Origin of the sequence: Bradyrhizobium sp. 45 (assembly GCF_023073155.1) — a bacterium.
GTDB classification, from domain to species: domain Bacteria; phylum Pseudomonadota; class Alphaproteobacteria; order Rhizobiales; family Xanthobacteraceae; genus Bradyrhizobium; species Bradyrhizobium canariense_D.
This window is the reverse complement of the sequence record NZ_JADPIX010000131.1, coordinates 149,532-166,178: the sequence shown is the minus strand read 5'-3', so window position 1 is coordinate 166,178 and position 16,647 is coordinate 149,532. Positions and strand designations below refer to the sequence as shown.

At 64.0% G+C, this 16,647-nt stretch carries 17 protein-coding genes; 8 read left to right on the top strand and 9 right to left on the bottom strand.

All coding sequences use genetic code 11. From position 1 onward, the window contains the following. Positions 1–7: 7 nt before the first annotated feature. On the bottom strand, positions 8–226 hold the full coding sequence (locus IVB42_RS30130) for a hypothetical protein (RefSeq protein WP_143273219.1): 219 nt from the start codon (positions 224–226) through the stop codon (positions 8–10). A gap of 49 nt (positions 227–275) precedes the next feature. Between IVB42_RS30130 and IVB42_RS30125 the strand changes: the two genes are divergently transcribed. Next, entirely contained in the window at positions 276–1,592 is a 1,317-nt protein-coding gene (locus IVB42_RS30125; RefSeq protein ID WP_247295114.1) for an alpha/beta hydrolase-fold protein, read from the top strand. A gap of 11 nt (positions 1,593–1,603) precedes the next feature. On the opposite strand, the gene IVB42_RS30120 is transcribed toward IVB42_RS30125, so the two are convergent. Further along, positions 1,604–1,870, bottom strand: coding sequence for a Plug domain-containing protein (locus IVB42_RS30120; RefSeq protein ID WP_018460323.1), 267 nt, complete (start codon positions 1,868–1,870; stop codon positions 1,604–1,606). 62 nt (positions 1,871–1,932) lie between these two features. After that, positions 1,933–3,000 (bottom strand): hypothetical protein, encoded by a 1,068-nt coding sequence (locus IVB42_RS30115; protein ID WP_157643161.1) that lies wholly within the window; start codon positions 2,998–3,000, stop codon positions 1,933–1,935. A gap of 101 nt (positions 3,001–3,101) precedes the next feature. Here IVB42_RS30115 and IVB42_RS42085 point away from each other — a divergent pair, with 101 nt between their 5' ends. Continuing rightward, positions 3,102–3,230, top strand: coding sequence for a hypothetical protein (locus tag IVB42_RS42085; protein WP_018460321.1), 129 nt, complete (start codon positions 3,102–3,104; stop codon positions 3,228–3,230). A 62-nt stretch (positions 3,231–3,292) separates the two neighbouring features. On the opposite strand, the gene IVB42_RS30110 is transcribed toward IVB42_RS42085, so the two are convergent. Next, the gene (locus IVB42_RS30110) at positions 3,293–3,577 is read right to left on the bottom strand and encodes a hypothetical protein (RefSeq protein WP_018460320.1); all 285 of its coding nucleotides are present in this window, start codon (positions 3,575–3,577) and stop codon (positions 3,293–3,295) included. A gap of 172 nt (positions 3,578–3,749) precedes the next feature. Between IVB42_RS30110 and IVB42_RS30105 the strand changes: the two genes are divergently transcribed. Next, positions 3,750–4,559, top strand: a complete 810-nt coding sequence (locus IVB42_RS30105; protein WP_026234000.1) for a substrate-binding domain-containing protein — start codon at positions 3,750–3,752, stop codon at positions 4,557–4,559. On the opposite strand, the gene IVB42_RS30100 is transcribed toward IVB42_RS30105, so the two are convergent. Both IVB42_RS30100 and hisC read right to left on the bottom strand, forming a co-directional pair. After that, positions 4,533–5,231, bottom strand: a complete 699-nt coding sequence (locus IVB42_RS30100; protein ID WP_018460318.1) for an ABC transporter permease — start codon at positions 5,229–5,231, stop codon at positions 4,533–4,535. The two genes, IVB42_RS30105 and IVB42_RS30100, sit on opposite strands and share 27 nt — an antisense overlap. A 217-nt stretch (positions 5,232–5,448) precedes the next feature. After that, positions 5,449–6,501, bottom strand: a complete 1,053-nt coding sequence (gene hisC / locus IVB42_RS30095) for a histidinol-phosphate transaminase (RefSeq protein ID WP_026233999.1) — start codon at positions 6,499–6,501, stop codon at positions 5,449–5,451. A gap of 222 nt (positions 6,502–6,723) precedes the next feature. Between hisC and IVB42_RS30090 the strand changes: the two genes are divergently transcribed. From IVB42_RS30090 to IVB42_RS30070, 5 genes are all read left to right on the top strand, one after another. Continuing rightward, entirely contained in the window at positions 6,724–8,202 is a 1,479-nt protein-coding gene (locus IVB42_RS30090; protein ID WP_247393610.1) for an FAD-binding oxidoreductase, read from the top strand. Positions 8,203–8,460: 258 nt separating this feature from the next. Then, entirely contained in the window at positions 8,461–9,312 is an 852-nt protein-coding gene (locus IVB42_RS30085) for a 3-hydroxybutyryl-CoA dehydrogenase (protein ID WP_018460315.1), read from the top strand. Positions 9,313–9,451: 139 nt separating this feature from the next. After that, positions 9,452–9,916, top strand: coding sequence for a group III truncated hemoglobin (locus tag IVB42_RS30080; protein WP_247295107.1), 465 nt, complete (start codon positions 9,452–9,454; stop codon positions 9,914–9,916). 264 nt (positions 9,917–10,180) lie between these two features. Continuing rightward, positions 10,181–10,834, top strand: coding sequence for a Rieske (2Fe-2S) protein (locus tag IVB42_RS30075; RefSeq protein ID WP_018460312.1), 654 nt, complete (start codon positions 10,181–10,183; stop codon positions 10,832–10,834). A 116-nt stretch (positions 10,835–10,950) separates the two neighbouring features. Next, the gene (locus IVB42_RS30070) at positions 10,951–12,678 is read left to right on the top strand and encodes a methanol/ethanol family PQQ-dependent dehydrogenase (protein WP_247368967.1); all 1,728 of its coding nucleotides are present in this window, start codon (positions 10,951–10,953) and stop codon (positions 12,676–12,678) included. Between the two features lie 306 nt (positions 12,679–12,984). Here IVB42_RS30070 and IVB42_RS30065 read toward each other — a convergent pair whose 3' ends face one another. The 3 genes from IVB42_RS30065 to IVB42_RS30055 are packed head-to-tail and all read right to left on the bottom strand — an operon-like array spanning position 12,985 to position 16,069. Continuing rightward, on the bottom strand, positions 12,985–13,245 hold the full coding sequence (locus IVB42_RS30065) for a hypothetical protein (RefSeq protein ID WP_018460310.1): 261 nt from the start codon (positions 13,243–13,245) through the stop codon (positions 12,985–12,987). Between the two features lie 57 nt (positions 13,246–13,302). Further along, entirely contained in the window at positions 13,303–15,615 is a 2,313-nt protein-coding gene (locus IVB42_RS30060) for a molybdopterin cofactor-binding domain-containing protein (protein ID WP_085384846.1), read from the bottom strand. Position 15,616: 1 nt separating this feature from the next. After that, entirely contained in the window at positions 15,617–16,069 is a 453-nt protein-coding gene (locus IVB42_RS30055; RefSeq protein ID WP_007601363.1) for a (2Fe-2S)-binding protein, read from the bottom strand. Positions 16,070–16,647: the final 578 nt, after the last annotated feature.

The window sequence follows — 16,647 nt, the reverse complement described above, 5'->3', positions numbered from 1 at the left end:
GCGCGACTTAGGCCACGACCCTGGCTTCGGCGCTGCCGAGGCGCTGGCGTTCCTTTGCGAGATACTCGTCGATCGCGTCGCCGTGCATGGGCTTTGCGAAGTAGTAGCCCTGGATGAAGTCGCATCCCAGCCGGCCTGGAGTAACCGTGCCTGCCCGTTTTGAGCATGGCGGCCATAGCCGCAACGCGGCCGGCTGAGGTTTGACCGCGCACAGTCGGCTCGTCATACTTTGCGCCAAGGCGAGCCAGAAAGACTCGTCGGTATCGGGAGCTGAAATGACCAAATCATTCTCCGTCCTTGCGGGGACGCTGATTTCCGTCGTCTCCTTCACTTCGATTGCCTTCTCGCAGCCGGCCTGCGTCACCCAGAACATGGCCGTGCCGCCTGGGGCCAACACCACCGACAAGGCGGGCCCGTTCTTCATTGATACGACGGGTCTTGACTTCAAGACGGCGCCTCCGACGCGCGATCCATCCAATCCCAATTATCCACGCGCCACAGAGCTTCCTGACGGAACGCTGCCGCCACCGGGTGCCGAGGGCAATTTCATCATCGGTCCCACCCACAATCCTGCGCCGGAGACGATCGCGAAGGAGGGCGTGCCGCGTGGGACGACAAAGTCCTTCACGCTGTCGTCGAAGGAGAGCACCATCTACAATCCTGGCCTGATCCGCGATGACGCCGCCGGCTGCACCAATTCCTCGATCATGACGACCGTCACGGCGCCGGACGACAAGTCGCACATGATCGTCACCACCAGCCATCCCGGCGTCTGGTCGCGCACCATCGACGTCTATGTGCCGGCGCAATATGTGCGCGGCAGCGAGGCGCCGTTCATCGTGGTCGGCGACGGCGGCTCCAACGCCTACAAGGACCTCGCCGTCACGCTCGACAATCTGATCGCGCAGCGCCGCGTGCCGCCGATGATCGCGATTCAGATCGGCAATGGCGGGCAGGACGCGCAGGGCAGTCAGCGTGGCCGCGAATATGACGCGGTGTCAGGTGCCTACGCGCAGTTCGTCGAGCGTGAAGTGCTGCCGCTGGTCGAAAAGAACGCCGATGTCAAGCTGACCAGAAATCCCGATGGGCGTGCGACCATGGGGCTGAGTTCGAGCGGTGTGGCCGCCTTCACCATGGCGTGGTTCTATCCGGATCTCTATCACCGCGTGCTGGCGTTCTCGCCGACCATGGTCAACCAGCAATGGCCGCACGACCCGTCGCTGCGCGGCGGTGCCTGGGAGTATCACAGCGCATGGACGGGGCCAGCCACACCCCATCTCATCTCCAAGGCGGGCGTGCTCACGCCGGCCGAGCCGCCCGGCCTGCCGCTGATCGTCGCCGCGCCGACCAAGCCGATCCGGTTCTGGTTCTTCGGCGGCGACCAGGACCTGTTCTATCCGAACCCCACCATTCCCGATGGCATGCACGACTGGACCCTCTCCAACGCGCTGATGGCCAAGGTGCTCGCGGAGAAGGGCTACCACTATCAGTTTCTGTTCGTCCGCAACGCCAAGCACGTCGACCGTCCCACGATCGCGCAGACGCTGCCGTCGGCGCTGGAGTGGGTCTGGAAGGGCTATCCTATCCCCTGAGCGAAAGTAGCCTAGCGCCCGATCGTCACGCCGGCGGTCGAGCGCATGGCGTCCTTGAGGCTCGTCGCGTTCTTGTCGTCGAGGACCTCTCGCGTCAGCACGGTGGTCTGGCCGGGCGTGTTGAGGATCGTCTCTCCGCGCGAAAAGGAGAGGCGGTCGGCCTTGTAGGGTGAGGCCTGATCGGTCGTGGGCGCATGGCGTTTACTGGATGCGGCGAAGGCTCCTTGCGAGACGCAGAGGACGACAATCACGACCAGTCGCAACGATCTTGCGGGCATGCGATCTCCCAAATTCAGGGCGTTAGCCTAGCATATGGGCTGCTCGTCACTGGAATAAAGGGTCAGGCGAGAGCGGCCTGGCGTTCCCGCATTAATTCGCGGACCGGATCGGGTTTCCCCGGCTCGGCGAGCCGTGTAAAACTGCGCTGGCTTGCATGCGCGGGGGCTTCGACAATCACGCCTTCGCAGACGATCTGTCCGCCGAGCATCCGGAATTCCAGCTTGTCGTAGCGCGGCATCGTCTCGCCGGGCGCGGGCGGCAGCAGCCCGACGCTGCCCTGGATGTTCAGCGTGGCATCATCGGCGCCGTGGAGGCGGGGATTCCACATCCTGATCCCGGTCTCCGCCCAGCGCTGCCGGATTAGCGCGGCGCGGTCGGCGGGCTCTGCGGCTCTCACGCGAGCTTTCGGTGCATACGGGATCTCCGGAGCCGGAGACACGAGGGCCGGAGCTGGCTCGATAGTTGTGACGACGCCGAGCGTCTCGGTGGAGTCTTCCGCGGCGCCGGGGGAAGGATCGCTCTCGATGCTATCCTCAGGGACATGCTCCGGCGAGATGTCGCGATCGGCGAACGCGACACACGTGTCGTCGAGAGTCGAGGAAGTATCCACGTCGACGACCAGAGCGATGGCGTCAACCGTGACGACCTCGACATCGACAGAAGAGGCCTTCTCCGCCACAACGGGCTCAACGTCGGCCGAAAGTTCGGAAGTTGGATCGCTGTTGATGATGAGTTCGGGGACGTCGACCGCTTCGCGCACGACGTCGATAGTCGCGACCGAAACTTCCACGACGATCGGCTCGACTTCCGTCGGCGTCTCCTGGGATGAATCGTCGCTGCCGCTGACATCGGCTGGCGTTTCCGACGGGCTCTCCGCGATGACAGGGCTGGAGGTGTTGTCTTCGGCGGCTGAAGCCGCGACCGGGACGTCGCAGTGCGACGTATCCGCGTTGATGCTGGTGTCGAGAGCCGGAGCCGTATCTGCAATTTCTGCAACAATGGCGGGTGAGGCGTCTACTGCGTCAGGCGTGACGTCGATGCTGCCACCGTGCGGCGCGGGGCGAAGCCGGGTGAACGCCCATTTCACCGCGGCGATGCGGCGCAGCAACGATATCAGTCTCGAAAGCACTGGGAGTTGTCCAAGAGGTACTCGGCTTGAGGCCATCGCTGATTCGCCAGCAATGTAAAAATCCCCGGCTGTCACACTGATGTCAATGTAGGTAGGACCAATTGCAGAACATCCACGCCTTCAGGGCGCGCGGCTGCGATTTAGCCGGCGTGACTGTAACCAAGGTGCAGCCCCGCCAATACGCTTCGTTCGACACCAACACCTTCGCACATGACATCGACAAGCTTTGACGGCACAAAGGTTCTGGAGAGGGGACGATCGCCCCTCTCCAGGATTTTCGATCGATACCGGCCTACTTTCCGGCGCCGGAGCCGGAGCCAGCGCCGCCGCCGGCCTGGCTGCCCATGTTATTGGTGTTGCTGCCGCCGGCCGACGGGGTCTGCTTGCCCTTGCTGTCGGCGGCCTCGTTCTGCATGTTCGACGACGCGCCGGTTGTCATGCCCTTGGTCGCGGGGCCCCGCGACGAAGGGCCAACGTCGCCCTGGCCGGATGCGCCTGGGGCGGGTTGTGTCTGCGCAAAGGCGCCGCCGGTCGCCAGCGCCATGATGCACGCGGATGCCAAAATGATCTTCTTCATCTGGTTTCCTCCTGGGTTGCCTTGACGACAACTTGCGCGCGGAGCGGACGTTCCTCACTTAGGAGCGCCGCGAGGCTCATGACCAAGCGCATTGCGGCGCTGTCGAGGTTCCCTGTACAGCTCTATCGACGGTAAAGTTTGGAACATCGAGCATCTTGTGTAAGGACGAGGCATGAAAAGGATAATGACTCTCGGAGCGGTTCTGCTCTGGTCCACCATCGCGTTCGCACAGGAGCGCACCATTACTGTGGCCTCGACGACGTCGACGGAACAGTCGGGGCTGTTCGGTTACTTGCTGCCGCTGTTCTCGAAGGCCAGAGACGTTGACGTGAAGGTCGTTGCCGTCGGTACGGGTCAGGCGCTCGACATCGGGCGGCGCGGCGATGCAGATGTCGTGTTCGTCCATGACAGGCCTGCCGAAGACAAGTTCATGTCCGAAGGCGAGGGCGTGAAGCGCTTCGACGTCATGTACAACGACTTCGTCATTGTCGGGCCGAAGAGCGATCCCGCCAAGATCGCCGGCGGCAAGGATGTGGCCGAGGCGCTGCGCAAGATCGCGGCCGTGAAGGCGCCGTTCATCTCGCGCGGCGACAAGTCCGGCACGCACGCGGCCGAACTGCGGCTGTGGAAGGAGGCAGGCATCGACCTCGGTGCCGCCAAGGACGGCTGGTATCGCGAGATTGGCCAGGGCATGGGTCCAGCACTGAACATGGCGTCGTCGTCGAACGCCTATCTGCTGTCGGACCGCGGCACCTGGTTGTCATTCAAGAACCGCGGCGACCTTGCCGTCCTCACCGAAGGCGACAAGCGGCTGTTCAACCAGTACGGCGTCATGCTGGTCAATCCGGCCAAGCATTCGAACGTGAAGGCGCGGGACGGGCAGGCCTTCGTCGACTGGCTGATCTCTCCTGGGGGGCAGGAGGCCATCGCGGGCTACAAGGTCGGGGGCGAGCAGCTATTTTTCCCCAACGCGTCCCACTAGCAGGAAGGCGACGGTCGACACTGCGACGCTGAGTGCGAGCAGGATCAGCCCGAGCCCGAGCGCCAGCGGCAGGTCGCCCTTGCTGGTCTCCAGCGCGATCGCGGTCGTCATCGTGCGCGTGAAACCGCGAATATTGCCACCGACGATGAGGATGGCGCCGACCTCGGCGATCGCGCGCCCGAAGGCTGCGAGAAAGGCCGTCAGCAGCGAGGTCCGGCCCAGCGCGAACAGCAAGCCGATGCTGCGTAGCGTTGACAGCCCGTCGATCCGTGCGAGGTCGCCATACTCCGCCCACAGCAGGCTCGCCGGCCGGTGCACCAGTGCGACCACGATCGGTGTGGCGAGCAGCGTCTGCGCGACCACCATGGCCGCCGGCGTGAACAACAGGCCGGCGGCCCCGAGCGGGCCCGAGCGCGACAGCAGAAGATAGAGCGCGAGCCCGACCACGACCGGCGGAAGGCCAAGCAAGGCATTGGTCAGGACGATGATGACCTGCCGCCCACGGAACCGGGTGATCGCAAGCAGCGCCCCGAACGGCGCCCCGATCAGAAGCGCGAGGATGCTGGCAGTCAGGCTGACGCGCACCGACAGCCCGACGATGCCCAAAAGCTCTGCGTCGGCCTCGCCGATCAGTGTGAATGCGGCGCCGATGGATCGCGCGAAGTCGTTCATCCGTGCCCGAGCTTCGGCGCCCGCCACGATGCCTCGGGTGCGCCGATTTCGGGACTGCGGGGGTGATTCACGTATATTTCCCTGAGGGCAGCGTCGTGCAAGGCAGCGGCGGAGCGGTTTGGTAACCCGAATTTGACCGGAAATCAAAGCCTTGCGCGGCATGGGTACGAGGTGGCGTTCGGCCTCATCTTTTGCCCGATGCGGGGACGGTCGGGGCTCAGATCAAGCCGCGCAGCACTTCAACGAGCCGGGCACACTCGGCCTCCGTTCCGATCGTGATGCGCAGAAAGTCCTCGATGCGCGGCTTTCCGAAATGCCGGACCAGAACGCCACGCTGGCGAAGCGCTGCCGCGAGATCTGCTCCGCTCCGGCTTCGATGGCGCGCGAAAACGAAGTTGGCGAGCGACGGCAGCACATCGAAGCCGAGTTGTCTGAGATCGCGGGCCAAGGTTTCGCGGCTTGCGATGATACGGGCACGGGTGTCTCGGAACCAGCCGTCGTCCTCGATCGCGGCGACGGCGCCGGCGATCGCGAGGCAATCGAGCGGATAGGAGTTGAAGCTGTCCTTCACCCGTTCCAGCGCTTCGATCAGCGGTCGTTGGCCGATGGCAAAACCAACCCGCAGGCCAGCGAGCGAGCGCGACTTCGAGAAAGTCTGGATAACCAGCAGATTGTCGTGGCGTGCAACCAGCGGCACGGCGCTCTCGGCGCCGAAATCGACATAGGCCTCGTCCACCACCACCAGCCGGTCCGGCTGTTCGGCGAGCAGCCATGCGATGGCGTCGCGCTGAAGGGCGATGCCGGTTGGAGCGTTCGGATTGCAGAGCAGGATGGCGCTCGATGGTCGCCTGTAGTCGGAGATATCGATCCTCATCGCAGCATCGAGCGGCACCTCGTCATGCGTTATTCCATAGAGGCCGCAATAGACAGGGTAGAAGCTGTAGGTGACGTCGGGGAATAGAAGCGGTGGTTCGTGCTTCAGAAGTGCCTGGAAGGTGTGGGCCAGCACCTCGTCGGAGCCGTTGCCGACGAACACTTGCTCGGGCGCCACATCGCAATGGGCCGCGATGGCCTCGCGCAGGCGCGTTGCGCGCGGATCGGGATAAAGGCGCAGCCGCTCCGCGGCCGATGCGATCGCCGCCAGCACGCGCGGCGAGGGCGGGTAGGGATTCTCGTTGGTATTGAGCTTGACGATGCCGTCCTGCTTGGTCTGCTCGCCGGGGACATAGGGCGAAAGCGTGTGGACGACTGGACTCCAGAAACGGCTCATGAGCTCCAATCCGAATTTGATCGGGGCACAGTAGGGTATGCGGGAGCCCGGTGGAAGTGCGCCTGCGTTCAGCATTGCAGGCAAATCCGCACGAGGCTTACTGCCGGAGACGTTCCCGCAAGCGCGACCCCTATGCTAGGGTCATTGCACCACCGCCCAGAATGAAAAAGAACGAAGGCCGGCGCGCCCCAAGGCGCGCAACGGCCGAAAAGAGAGGAACACATGCCGGGTGCAGCCCTTCCCACCGCCCCCTCGATTCCGAGCGCGCCGGTGACGTCAGCCGTTCTCGACCGCTTGCGGGCCATCGTCGGCGACAAAGGCCTGATCGTGGACGAGCAGGACAAGCTGCCCTTCGTGACCGACTGGCGCGGCACGCTGGCGGGGCAGGCCGCGGCGATCGTGCGTCCGGCCATCACCGCGGAAGTCTCCGCTGTCGTCAAGCTCTGCTACGACAACGGCATTGCCATCGTTCCGCAAGGTGGCAACACCGGCCTGATGGGCGGTGCCACGCCGTGGCCCATGCACCGCGGCATCGTGCTGTCGCTTGGTCGCATGAACCAGGTGCTGAATATCGATCCCGTCGGCTATGCTATGACTGTGGAGGCGGGCTGCATCCTCGAGACGCTTCAGGACACAGCCGCGCGCCACGACCGCCTCTTTCCGCTCAGCCTCGGTGCTCAGGGCTCGTGCATGATCGGAGGTAATCTGTCCACCAATGCCGGCGGCGTGCAGGTGCTGCGTTATGGCAATGCGCGAAATCTGGTGTTGGGTCTCGAGGTCGTGCTGGCTAACGGCGATATCTGGGACGGCCTGCGCGCACTCAAGAAGGACAACACCGGCTATGACCTCAAGCATCTGTTCATGGGCGCCGAAGGGACGCTCGGCATCATCACCAAGGCGGTGCTGAAACTCTGGCCGGCGCCGAAAGACGTGTGCACGGCATGGCTCGCAATTCGCGATCCCAAGGCAGCCATCGACCTTCTGTCGGAGGCGCATGCCGCTTCCGATGACAATGTCGGCTCCTGTGAGCTCATCAGCCGTGCGTGCACCGACATGGTGCTGCGCCACATTCCCGGCACCCAGGATCCCCTCAAGGCTGAGACGGAATGGTATCTCCTTCTCGAATGGTCATCGGCACGGCCACGGCAGGACGGAGGCACGGGCATGTCGGACAGGATGGAGCAGTTCTTGGCCGACCAACTCGAGACGGGCCGGGTGCTGGATGCGGTGATCGCGCAAACCGAAGCGCAGTCGCGCAACATGTGGCGGATTCGCGAGAGCGTGGCCGAGGCATCGCGCACCGAAGGTCCGGGCTTGAGCTACGACGTGTCGGTCGCGGTCTCCAGGATTCCCGAGTTCATCGACAGCGGTCTCGAGGCCGTACTCGCAATCCTGCCGGCGATCCGCCCCTATCCGCTCGGCCACATCGGAGACGGCAATGTGCACTTCTCCTTCATGGGCCCGAAGCGCATGGACCGCGATACGCTCTCCCAATATTCCGCGGCGATCACACGGGCCGTCAACGACCTCGTCACCTTCATGGGCGGCTCGATCTCGGCGGAACATGGCATCGGCATCGAAAAGCTCGACGAGCTCCAGCACTACCGTTCCCGGACCGAGCTCGACATCATGCGCACGATCAAGCGGGCGCTCGATCCCAAGAACATCATGAATCCGGGCAAGGTGCTTCGTCTCGGTTGAGCTGTGCCCACCTCAAGCCCGGTGCTCCCGAACGCTCGGCGCTCACGGAGACGGATGCCGCGGATAGGCCGGGCCAAACAGCCGGGGGCGTCAAATCATGCCGTGTGGCGGCCGAAAGGCGGCTTTATTCCCGCCTTGGATGCTTTAAGGAAGGGACAGGATCAGGTCGCACCCGCCCGGGGGCGGTGCTAGACCCTGATGCAGGAACAAAGGGGCGGGCCGGCATGGCACGTCCGCAAGGATGAAGGATTTGAGGCAATGATCCAAAGCGTTGGCATCATCGGGGCAGGCACCATGGGGAACGGCATCGCGCAGATCTGTGCCGCGGCCGGGCTTTCGGTCGTGATGGTCGATATTTCCGATGCGGCGGTGAACCGCGGGATTTCGACGGTTGGCGGCAGCCTCGAGCGCCTGGTCAAGAAGGAGAAGATGTCGGCGGGCGATCGCGACGCCACGCTCAAGCGCATCACCGGCACCACCGACCGCGCCAAGCTCGTTGATTGCGATCTCGTCATCGAGGCCGCGACCGAGAACGAGGAACTCAAGGTCAAGATCCTGAAGGATCTCTGTGCGACGCTGTCGCCACGCACGCTGCTCGCCACGAACACCTCGTCGATCTCGATCACGAAGCTCGCCGCGGCGACCGACCGTCCCGACCGATTCATCGGCATGCACTTCTTCAATCCGGTTCCAGTTATGGCGCTGCTGGAGCTCATCCGCGGCTTGCAGACCTCCGACGACACCCACGCCAAGGCGCTCGATTTGGCCAAGCGCGTCGGCAAGGTGGCGATCACGGCCAAGAACAGCCCGGGCTTTGCCGTCAACCGCATCCTTTGTCCGATGATCAACGAGGCGATCTTCGCGCTGCAGGAGGGGATTGCGACGGCGGAAGAGATCGATGCCGGCATGAAGCTCGGCTGCAACCATCCGATCGGCCCGTTGGCGCTCGCCGATCTCGTCGGGCTCGACACCATGTTGTCGGTGATGGAGGTCTTTTACAAAGGCTTCAACGACCCCAAATACCGTCCGGCCCCCTTGCTCAAGGAAATGGTCGATGCCGGCCATCTCGGCCGCAAGACGGGGCAGGGCTTTTATACCTACAGCGCCTGACAACGGCGCGGGCGGCGGGCGTTGAGTGTGCTCGCCGCCAGACCCCGCGATTTGCGCTGCGACAAAGACGCCGCGCGCAATCGGCCCGACAATGTCGAACGGGCGCCGTGCGGGAACAACGGAACGGATAACAAGGGACATGTCGGATCGACTGAAGGCCGAGCGCGAGGCTGCGACCGCGCGGCGGAATTTGCTGACCCAGGATGCAATCGAGCGCACGGGGATCACCGAAGAGATGATCGGGGAACTCGTGACCCGCTTCTACGGGCGCATCCGCGAGGATGAGCTGCTGGGGCCGGTGTTCGCGAACGTGCAGAATTGGGACGAGCATCTGGCCAAGCTCCGGGATTTCTGGTCGTCGGTCGTGCTGATGAGCGGCCGCTACCATGGTTCACCGATGCGGGCGCATATGCCACTGAACCTGATCGGGGATCATTTCGACCGCTGGCTCGATTTGTTCGAACAGACGGCACGCGAGGTCTGCCCGCCGCCGGCAGCCGCGCTCTTCATCGACAGGGCGCGCCGCATCGCCGACAGTTTTGAGATGGCGTCGGCAACGTTGGCCGGACGCATCGCTGCGCCGCGTCACGTGCTCCGCTCCTAGAACACAAAACGCCTGCCTGAGAAATGCGCAGCCGCGCTGATGGCGCTACGATGGCGCCGAGCGTCGGCGCATTGCACCAATACCGGCAGCATTGATCTGATCTGCAAAATCATCATGCCGGTCGCGTAGCGTGACGTTGCAATTAGAAAAATGCGCGTAAATGCGCGTGTTCTCGTTCAATCAGTGCGAGCATAACCATGTGATGCACTGCGGGAAAAAATCTTTGCCTTTTTTTCGGCAGAGTTCCAGCGCCTGCTTGCGGGCATGTCGCGTGCATCGTTCAACACATCCTCTTCATCCTCCGACAACACAGCGGAATCCGACGCTGACGCCTGCACGGAGCAAACCCGGCGGGCGCTGTTGATGAATGCGCTGGCCACCACGGCGTGCCTCGCCTGTTCCACGCAGGTCCACGCGGGCGAGGATGCGCCCGGCTCCGACGAACGGCCTCAGAAGGGCGATCTGCTCGTGTTCTCCGAAGGCGATCAGGAGGGAAAGCCCGTCACCGCGGCCGCTCTGTCGGCCGGCGGACCGCCGGTGCATGCCTGGCCGAAAGATCCGAAGACATCGGTCGTGCGCAGCGCCTCGCGCCTCAATGAGATTCTGATCATCCGCCTTGACCCCACCGAGCTCGACGAGCAGACGAAAGCGCGCGCTGTCGACGGCATCCTCGCCTATTCGGCAATCTGCTCGCATGCCGGCTGTCCTGTCACGGCCTGGGTGAAGAGCGATGTCGGCGACAAGGAAGTGCTCAAATGCATGTGCCACAACTCCGAATACGATCCTCGCGCGGGCGCGCAGGTCGTGTTCGGGCCGGCGCCGCGACGGCTCGCTGCGCTGCCGCTGGCGCTGGCTGACGGCTCGCTCAGCGTCGCCGGGAACTTCATCGGAAAGGTAGGTGGCGCGCAGCCGGGATGATGGGCGTGCGGGTTGTGCCCGCGTCACGAGAGGCCGCATCCGCCGATGGGCGGACGACGGGACGAACGACAAGAATTCAAAACAAGAATTCAAACGGATATAAAAGGGGAACGTCCATGACCAGGAAGCAATGGTTACTGTCCGGCTTTGTCGCCTTCACGTGTCTTGCATCGACCGCCGCCATGTCAGGCCCGATCGAGAACTACGCGCCGGTTACCGCGCAGCGGTTGGAAAACCCGGAGCCCGCCAACTGGATGCTTTACCGGCGGACCTATGACGGGCAGGGCTACAGCCCACTCGACCAGATCAACACCTCGAATGTGAAGAACCTCACCCCGGTCTGGACTTTCGCGACCGGCGTGGTCGAAGGTCACGAGGCGCCGCCGATCGTCAACAACGGCGTGATGTTCGTGGCGACCCCGATGGGCCAGGTGATCGCGCTGAACGCCAAGACCGGCGACGAATATTGGCGCTACAAGCGGCAGCTCCCCGACGACCTGTTCCAGTTGCATCCGACCAGTCGCGGCGTCGGCCTCTGGGAGGACAAGCTCTATCTGGCCACTACCGACGACCATGTCGTCGCGCTCGACGCCAAGACCGGCAAGGTGGTGTGGGACACCAAGGTTCAGGATTACAAGAAGGGCCAGTACATGACCCTGATGCCGCTGATCGTCGACGGCAAGGTCATCGTGGGCGGCTCCGGCGGCGAGTTCGGCGTGCGCGGCTATGTCGCCGCCTATGACGCCAAGGACGGCAAGGAGCTCTGGCGGACCTATACGATTCCGGGCGAAGGCGAACCCGGCCACGACACCTGGCAGGGCGAGGACTGGAAGAACGGCGGCGGCTCGGCCTGGATGACCGGCAATTACGACAAGGACACCAAGACGATCTATTGGGGCGTAGGCAACGCCGCGCCCTGGCCCGGCGAGATGCATCCGGGCGACAATCTCTATACCTCGTCGGTGCTCGCGCTCGATCCGAACACCGGCAAGATCAAGACCTATCATCAGTATCACCAGAACGATTCCTGGGATTGGGATGAGGTCGAAGCGCCGATGTTGATCGACCTGCAACGCGACGGTCGCAACATCAAGAGTCTGGTCCATCCGGGACGCGATGCGATCTTCTGGATACTCGAGCGCACGCCGACCAAGATCAACTACGTCGCCGGTTGGCCGTTCGTCTCCACCGACGTCTGGAAGGGCATCGACGCCGAGAGTGGCAGGCCGGTCGTCGATCCCGCGCACAAGCCGATGGTCGGCAAGCGCGTGGAGTTCTGTCCGTCGCTGTGGGGCGGCAAGGATTGGCCCTCGGCGGCCTACAGCCAGAAGACCGGCCTCGTCTACGTGCCCGCCAACGAGAATTTCTGCGGCGGGTTCACCGGCGAGAAGGTTCCGCTCAAGCCCGGCGAACTCTGGCTCGGCACCAAGCCGGAGGACATCGGGCTGAAGACGAAGCCCGGGGCGGATCATTTCGGCGAGCTCCAGGCCTGGGACCCCGTTACGGGCAAGAAGATGTGGCAACACAACTTCCCGAAATCGCAGCTGTTCGGATCGGTGACGGCGACCGCGGGCGATCTCGTCTTCGTGGGCGGCACCAACGACCGCAACTTCCGCGCCTTCAACGCCAAGAGTGGCGAGCTGCTGTGGGAGCAGAAGACCAATTCCGGTATCATGGGCATGCCGGTGTCCTATGAGATCGACGGTACGCAATACATCGCGATCCAGTCGGGATGGGGCGTGGATGCGCAGCGCATCCAGGATGCCCTCGTGACCAACAATATCGGCATCGAAGCCAACGTGCCGCAGGGCGGCGTGATCTGGGTGTTCGCGCTGAAGAAATAGGCCCCGCTGGCGGATCGAAAGAAGCGGAGTGTCAGGGGGCAAATGCGGCGGACGGTAACGTCCGCCGCATTTTGCGTGGGCGTTGTCCCTTCTTCCCCTGCGGGAGAAGGTGGCGCGAAGCGCCGGATGAGGGGTTCTATCCGCGCGTCTCAATGTGCGGACCCGCGCAGGCATACCCCCCACCCACGCGTGATCGTGGCAACTGGCGTCGCTGCCCTCTCCCGCAAGGAAAGAGGGCACATCGATGCGCTTCGGCGAAGAAGTAGAGCCGATATTCGCGATGTCAAAACGCCGATGCTCAGATCGCTACTTCCCCTCGCGCTCGACCTTGTCCTTTTCCTTCTGGTTCATCTCGCGAACCTTGGGATCGGGATTGTGCTGTCCGGTAGTCTGGGTGGTCGAGGGCGGCGTGGCATTGGCGTTGGGCAGCGAGTTCTGGTCCGGCGTGCTGGGGCGCGTCGCCGTTGTCGGCGGCGTGGTGTTGCTCTGGGCGTATGCGCCAGTGGCCGTCAAAAGAAAGGCGCTCGACAGCAACGAGACTGCGAGCGCCTTTGGGATATGGGTCATCGATCTGCTCCTGTCAGATCGATGCAAACGGCGCGAGGCCGCCTTGTGTTCCCGCCTTTACGCTTCCAATTGCTTGCCGAGCGGAAGGCTGCGGATGCGCTTTCCGGTCGCGGCGAAGATGGCGTTCATCAGCGCCGGCGCGAATGGCGGGACGCCAGGCTCGCCCACGCCGCTCGGCGGCGTGTCGGGTCCTGGCGGCACGATGTAGACGTTGGTCACCGCAGGGGATTCGTCGATCCTGAGGACCTGGAAGTCGTCGAAGTTCTTCTGCTGCACCTTGCCGTCCTTGAAGGTGATCTCGCCGTATTTGGCGAGACTGAGCCCCATGATCGCCGCGCCCTCGATCTGGGAGGCGATGCGCTCGGGGTTGACATAGGTGCCGCAGTCGATGGCGGTGTCCACCCGCGGCACCGCCAGCTTGCCCTTGTCGTCGACGGCCACCTCGACGATGGTCGCGATATAGCTGACGAAGCTGCGGTGCACGGCGATGCCGAGGCCATGGCCCTTCGGCACTTGACGGCCCCATTCGCCCTTCTCGGCGACCAGCTCGACCACCTTGCGCAGGCGCGCGGTGTCGATCGGATAGCTGTCCAAGGGCTCGCCGTAGTTCCACATGTCCTTCACGGCGGGCTTGACGATGCGCGGGCTCCCGATCAGCGCGAGCAGCGTCTCCTTCTGGTCGCGGCCGGTCGCATGGGCGATCTCGCCCACCATCGACTGGACCGCGAAGGCGCGCGGGATGTTCGAGACCGAGCGGAACCAGCCGATGCGGGTGAACGCCGCGGCTTCCGGGTTCTCGCAGGAGATGTTAGCGATCTCGAACGGCATGTCGACGAGGCCCATGCCGAGCTCGAAGGGCGCCTCATGCTTTGCACCCGCCGCGAACGTCGAGGCGATGCTCGGGGCCACGCTGCGATGGCGCCAAGCGATCACCTTGCCGCTCTTGTCGAGCCCCGCCTCGATCCGTTCCACGGAGACCGTGTGCAGGAAATCGTGGCGGACGTCGTCCTCGCGCGTCCACTGCACCTTGACGGGTACGCCGAGCTCCTTCGACAGCAACGCGGCCTCGAGCGCAAAGTCGCATTTCGACTTGCGGCCGAAACCGCCGCCGAGCAGCGTGACGTTGACCGTGACATTGCCCTCGGGAATGCCGAGCGTCTTCGCGACGTCCTCGCGCGTACCGCCCGGGCTTTGCACCGGCGCCCAGATCTCCGCCTTGTCACCCTTGACGTCGGCGACCGCCACCGGCGGCTCCATGCTGACATGAGCAAGATGCGGCAGATAATATTCGCCGACGACGACCTTGTCGGCGCCCTTCAGAGCAGCCTCGGCATCGCCTTCCTGGCGCACCACAAGGCCCGGCTTGCGCGAGGCCTCCTCGAGCTCCTTGCGGTAGGCGACGGAATCGTATTTGCCGTTGGCGCCATCGTCCCAGGTCAGCTTCAGCGCGTCGCGACCCTTGATCGCCGCGCCGGTATTGCGCGCGATCACGGCAACGCCGCCGAGCGGCTGGAATTTCGACGGCCACGGCCAGCCGCGCACCTCCATCACCTTCTCCACGCCCGGGACCTTCAACGCCGCGTCCGGATCGAACGAGACCAACTTGCCGCCGGTCACCGGCGGGCGCGCGATCACGGCATACTTCATGCCAGGCAGCCGCACGTCGGCGCCGTAACGCGCTTTGCCGGTGGTGATGTCATGGAGATCGACGATGCCGATCTGGCCCTTGCCGAGATAGCGGAAGTCCTTGGGGTCCTTCAGCTTGAGCCCTTCGATGCTCGGGACCGACTCCTTGGCAGCGTCGGCTGCGAGCTCGCCGAACCCGAGCTTGCGGCTCGTCGCGCTGTGGACGACTTCGTGATTGACGGCCTTGACCTCGGTTGCCGGCACACCCCAGCGTTTCGCGGCGGCCTGCTCAAGCATGGTACGGGCGGAGGCACCGATCTGGCGCATCGGCATCAGATAATGCCGCGTGCTGCGCGAGCCGTCGGTGTCCTGGTTGCCGAACTTGACCTCGTCGCCATGGGCCTGTTCCACCTTGACCCGTGACCAGTCGGCTTCCATCTCCTCGGCCACGATCAGCGGCAGGCTGGTGCGCACGCCCGTTCCCATCTCGGCGCGGTGGGCGAGGATGGTGACGGTGCCGTCGGGCGCGACCGCGACGAATACGCGCGGATCGACCACGACGCCGTGCGGCATCTTGCCGGCGCCGGTCTCGTAGGCGAACGCCTGGCGCGACATCACGGGCGCCGCGAGCACAAAGCCGCCGGTGATGCCGAGCCCCTTCAGGATGCTGCGGCGCGAAACCTTCTCGACCTTGATGTTCTTCTCGAAGCCACGAAGCTTCTTCGGGTTGTCGATGAAATTCATGTCACACTCCCGTCGATGCGAGATGGACCGCATTCTCGATGCGCTGGTAGCAGCCGCAGCGGCAGATGTTGCCGGACATCGCCTCGCGGATCTGGTCGTGCGACGGCTTCGGGTTGTCCATCAGCAGCGCAGCCGCCTGCATGATCTGGCCCGCCTGGCAGAAGCCGCACTGGGGTACGTTGACCTGACGCCAGGCCTTCTGCACCGGGTGATCGCCGTTCGGATGCAGTCCCTCGATCGTCGTGATCTCGCGGCCGGCGACGTCGTTGATCGACGTGATGCAGGCGCGCACGGCTTCCTTGTCGACGATAACGGTGCAGGCGCCGCACAGGGCCTGGCCACAGCCGAACTTGGTGCCGGTCAGCCCGGCCTCGTCGCGCAGGAACCAGAGTAGCGGGAGATCCGGGTCGCCGTCCCAGCTCTGTTCCTGGCCATTGATCTTCACCTTGATCATGATCGTCCCTCGCTCTTCATAAGCTTGCCGATTTCAGATTTTCCAGATGCCGGTCGGTGGAACGCCCGCTGCGCGGCGTCGCGTTCCAGCCGTCCTCCCGCGCGGGCAGATCCCGGCAGGACTCAGAGGAATGCCAATGTCATGTCCGGATGTGCTCGATACCTCCCGTCGTGTTCTTGATTATTGAATTTCGCGCGGCATCGTCACGACGCGATCGTAGCAGGATCGCTTCGGTCTGGCGTTCACAGCCAAGTGTTTTCCAATCAGCTGTTCTCGACGGGAAAAGATTGCAACGAAGGTTTGTCAAAAGCAGGGCGCCCCATCGCGCCGCGCGCCTCTCGAGATGGGCGCACTAAAAAAAGAGCTTCGTCCGCCAGAAGACCTGTGCGGACGAAGCAGGATGCCTCAGTCGAGGGAGGGAGAAACGCAGGCCGCGGACTTCAAGCCGGAAGCCGGCGGCCCTGCGCAGTCATTCAGAGACCAGGACTGAGGGAGTTGACGGTCCCCACACAAGTGCAGTTGAAAAGCGGCGGCATCGCCGCGATTGTCCCGGGCCGGCTCCGTCCGCTCGCTGGGTG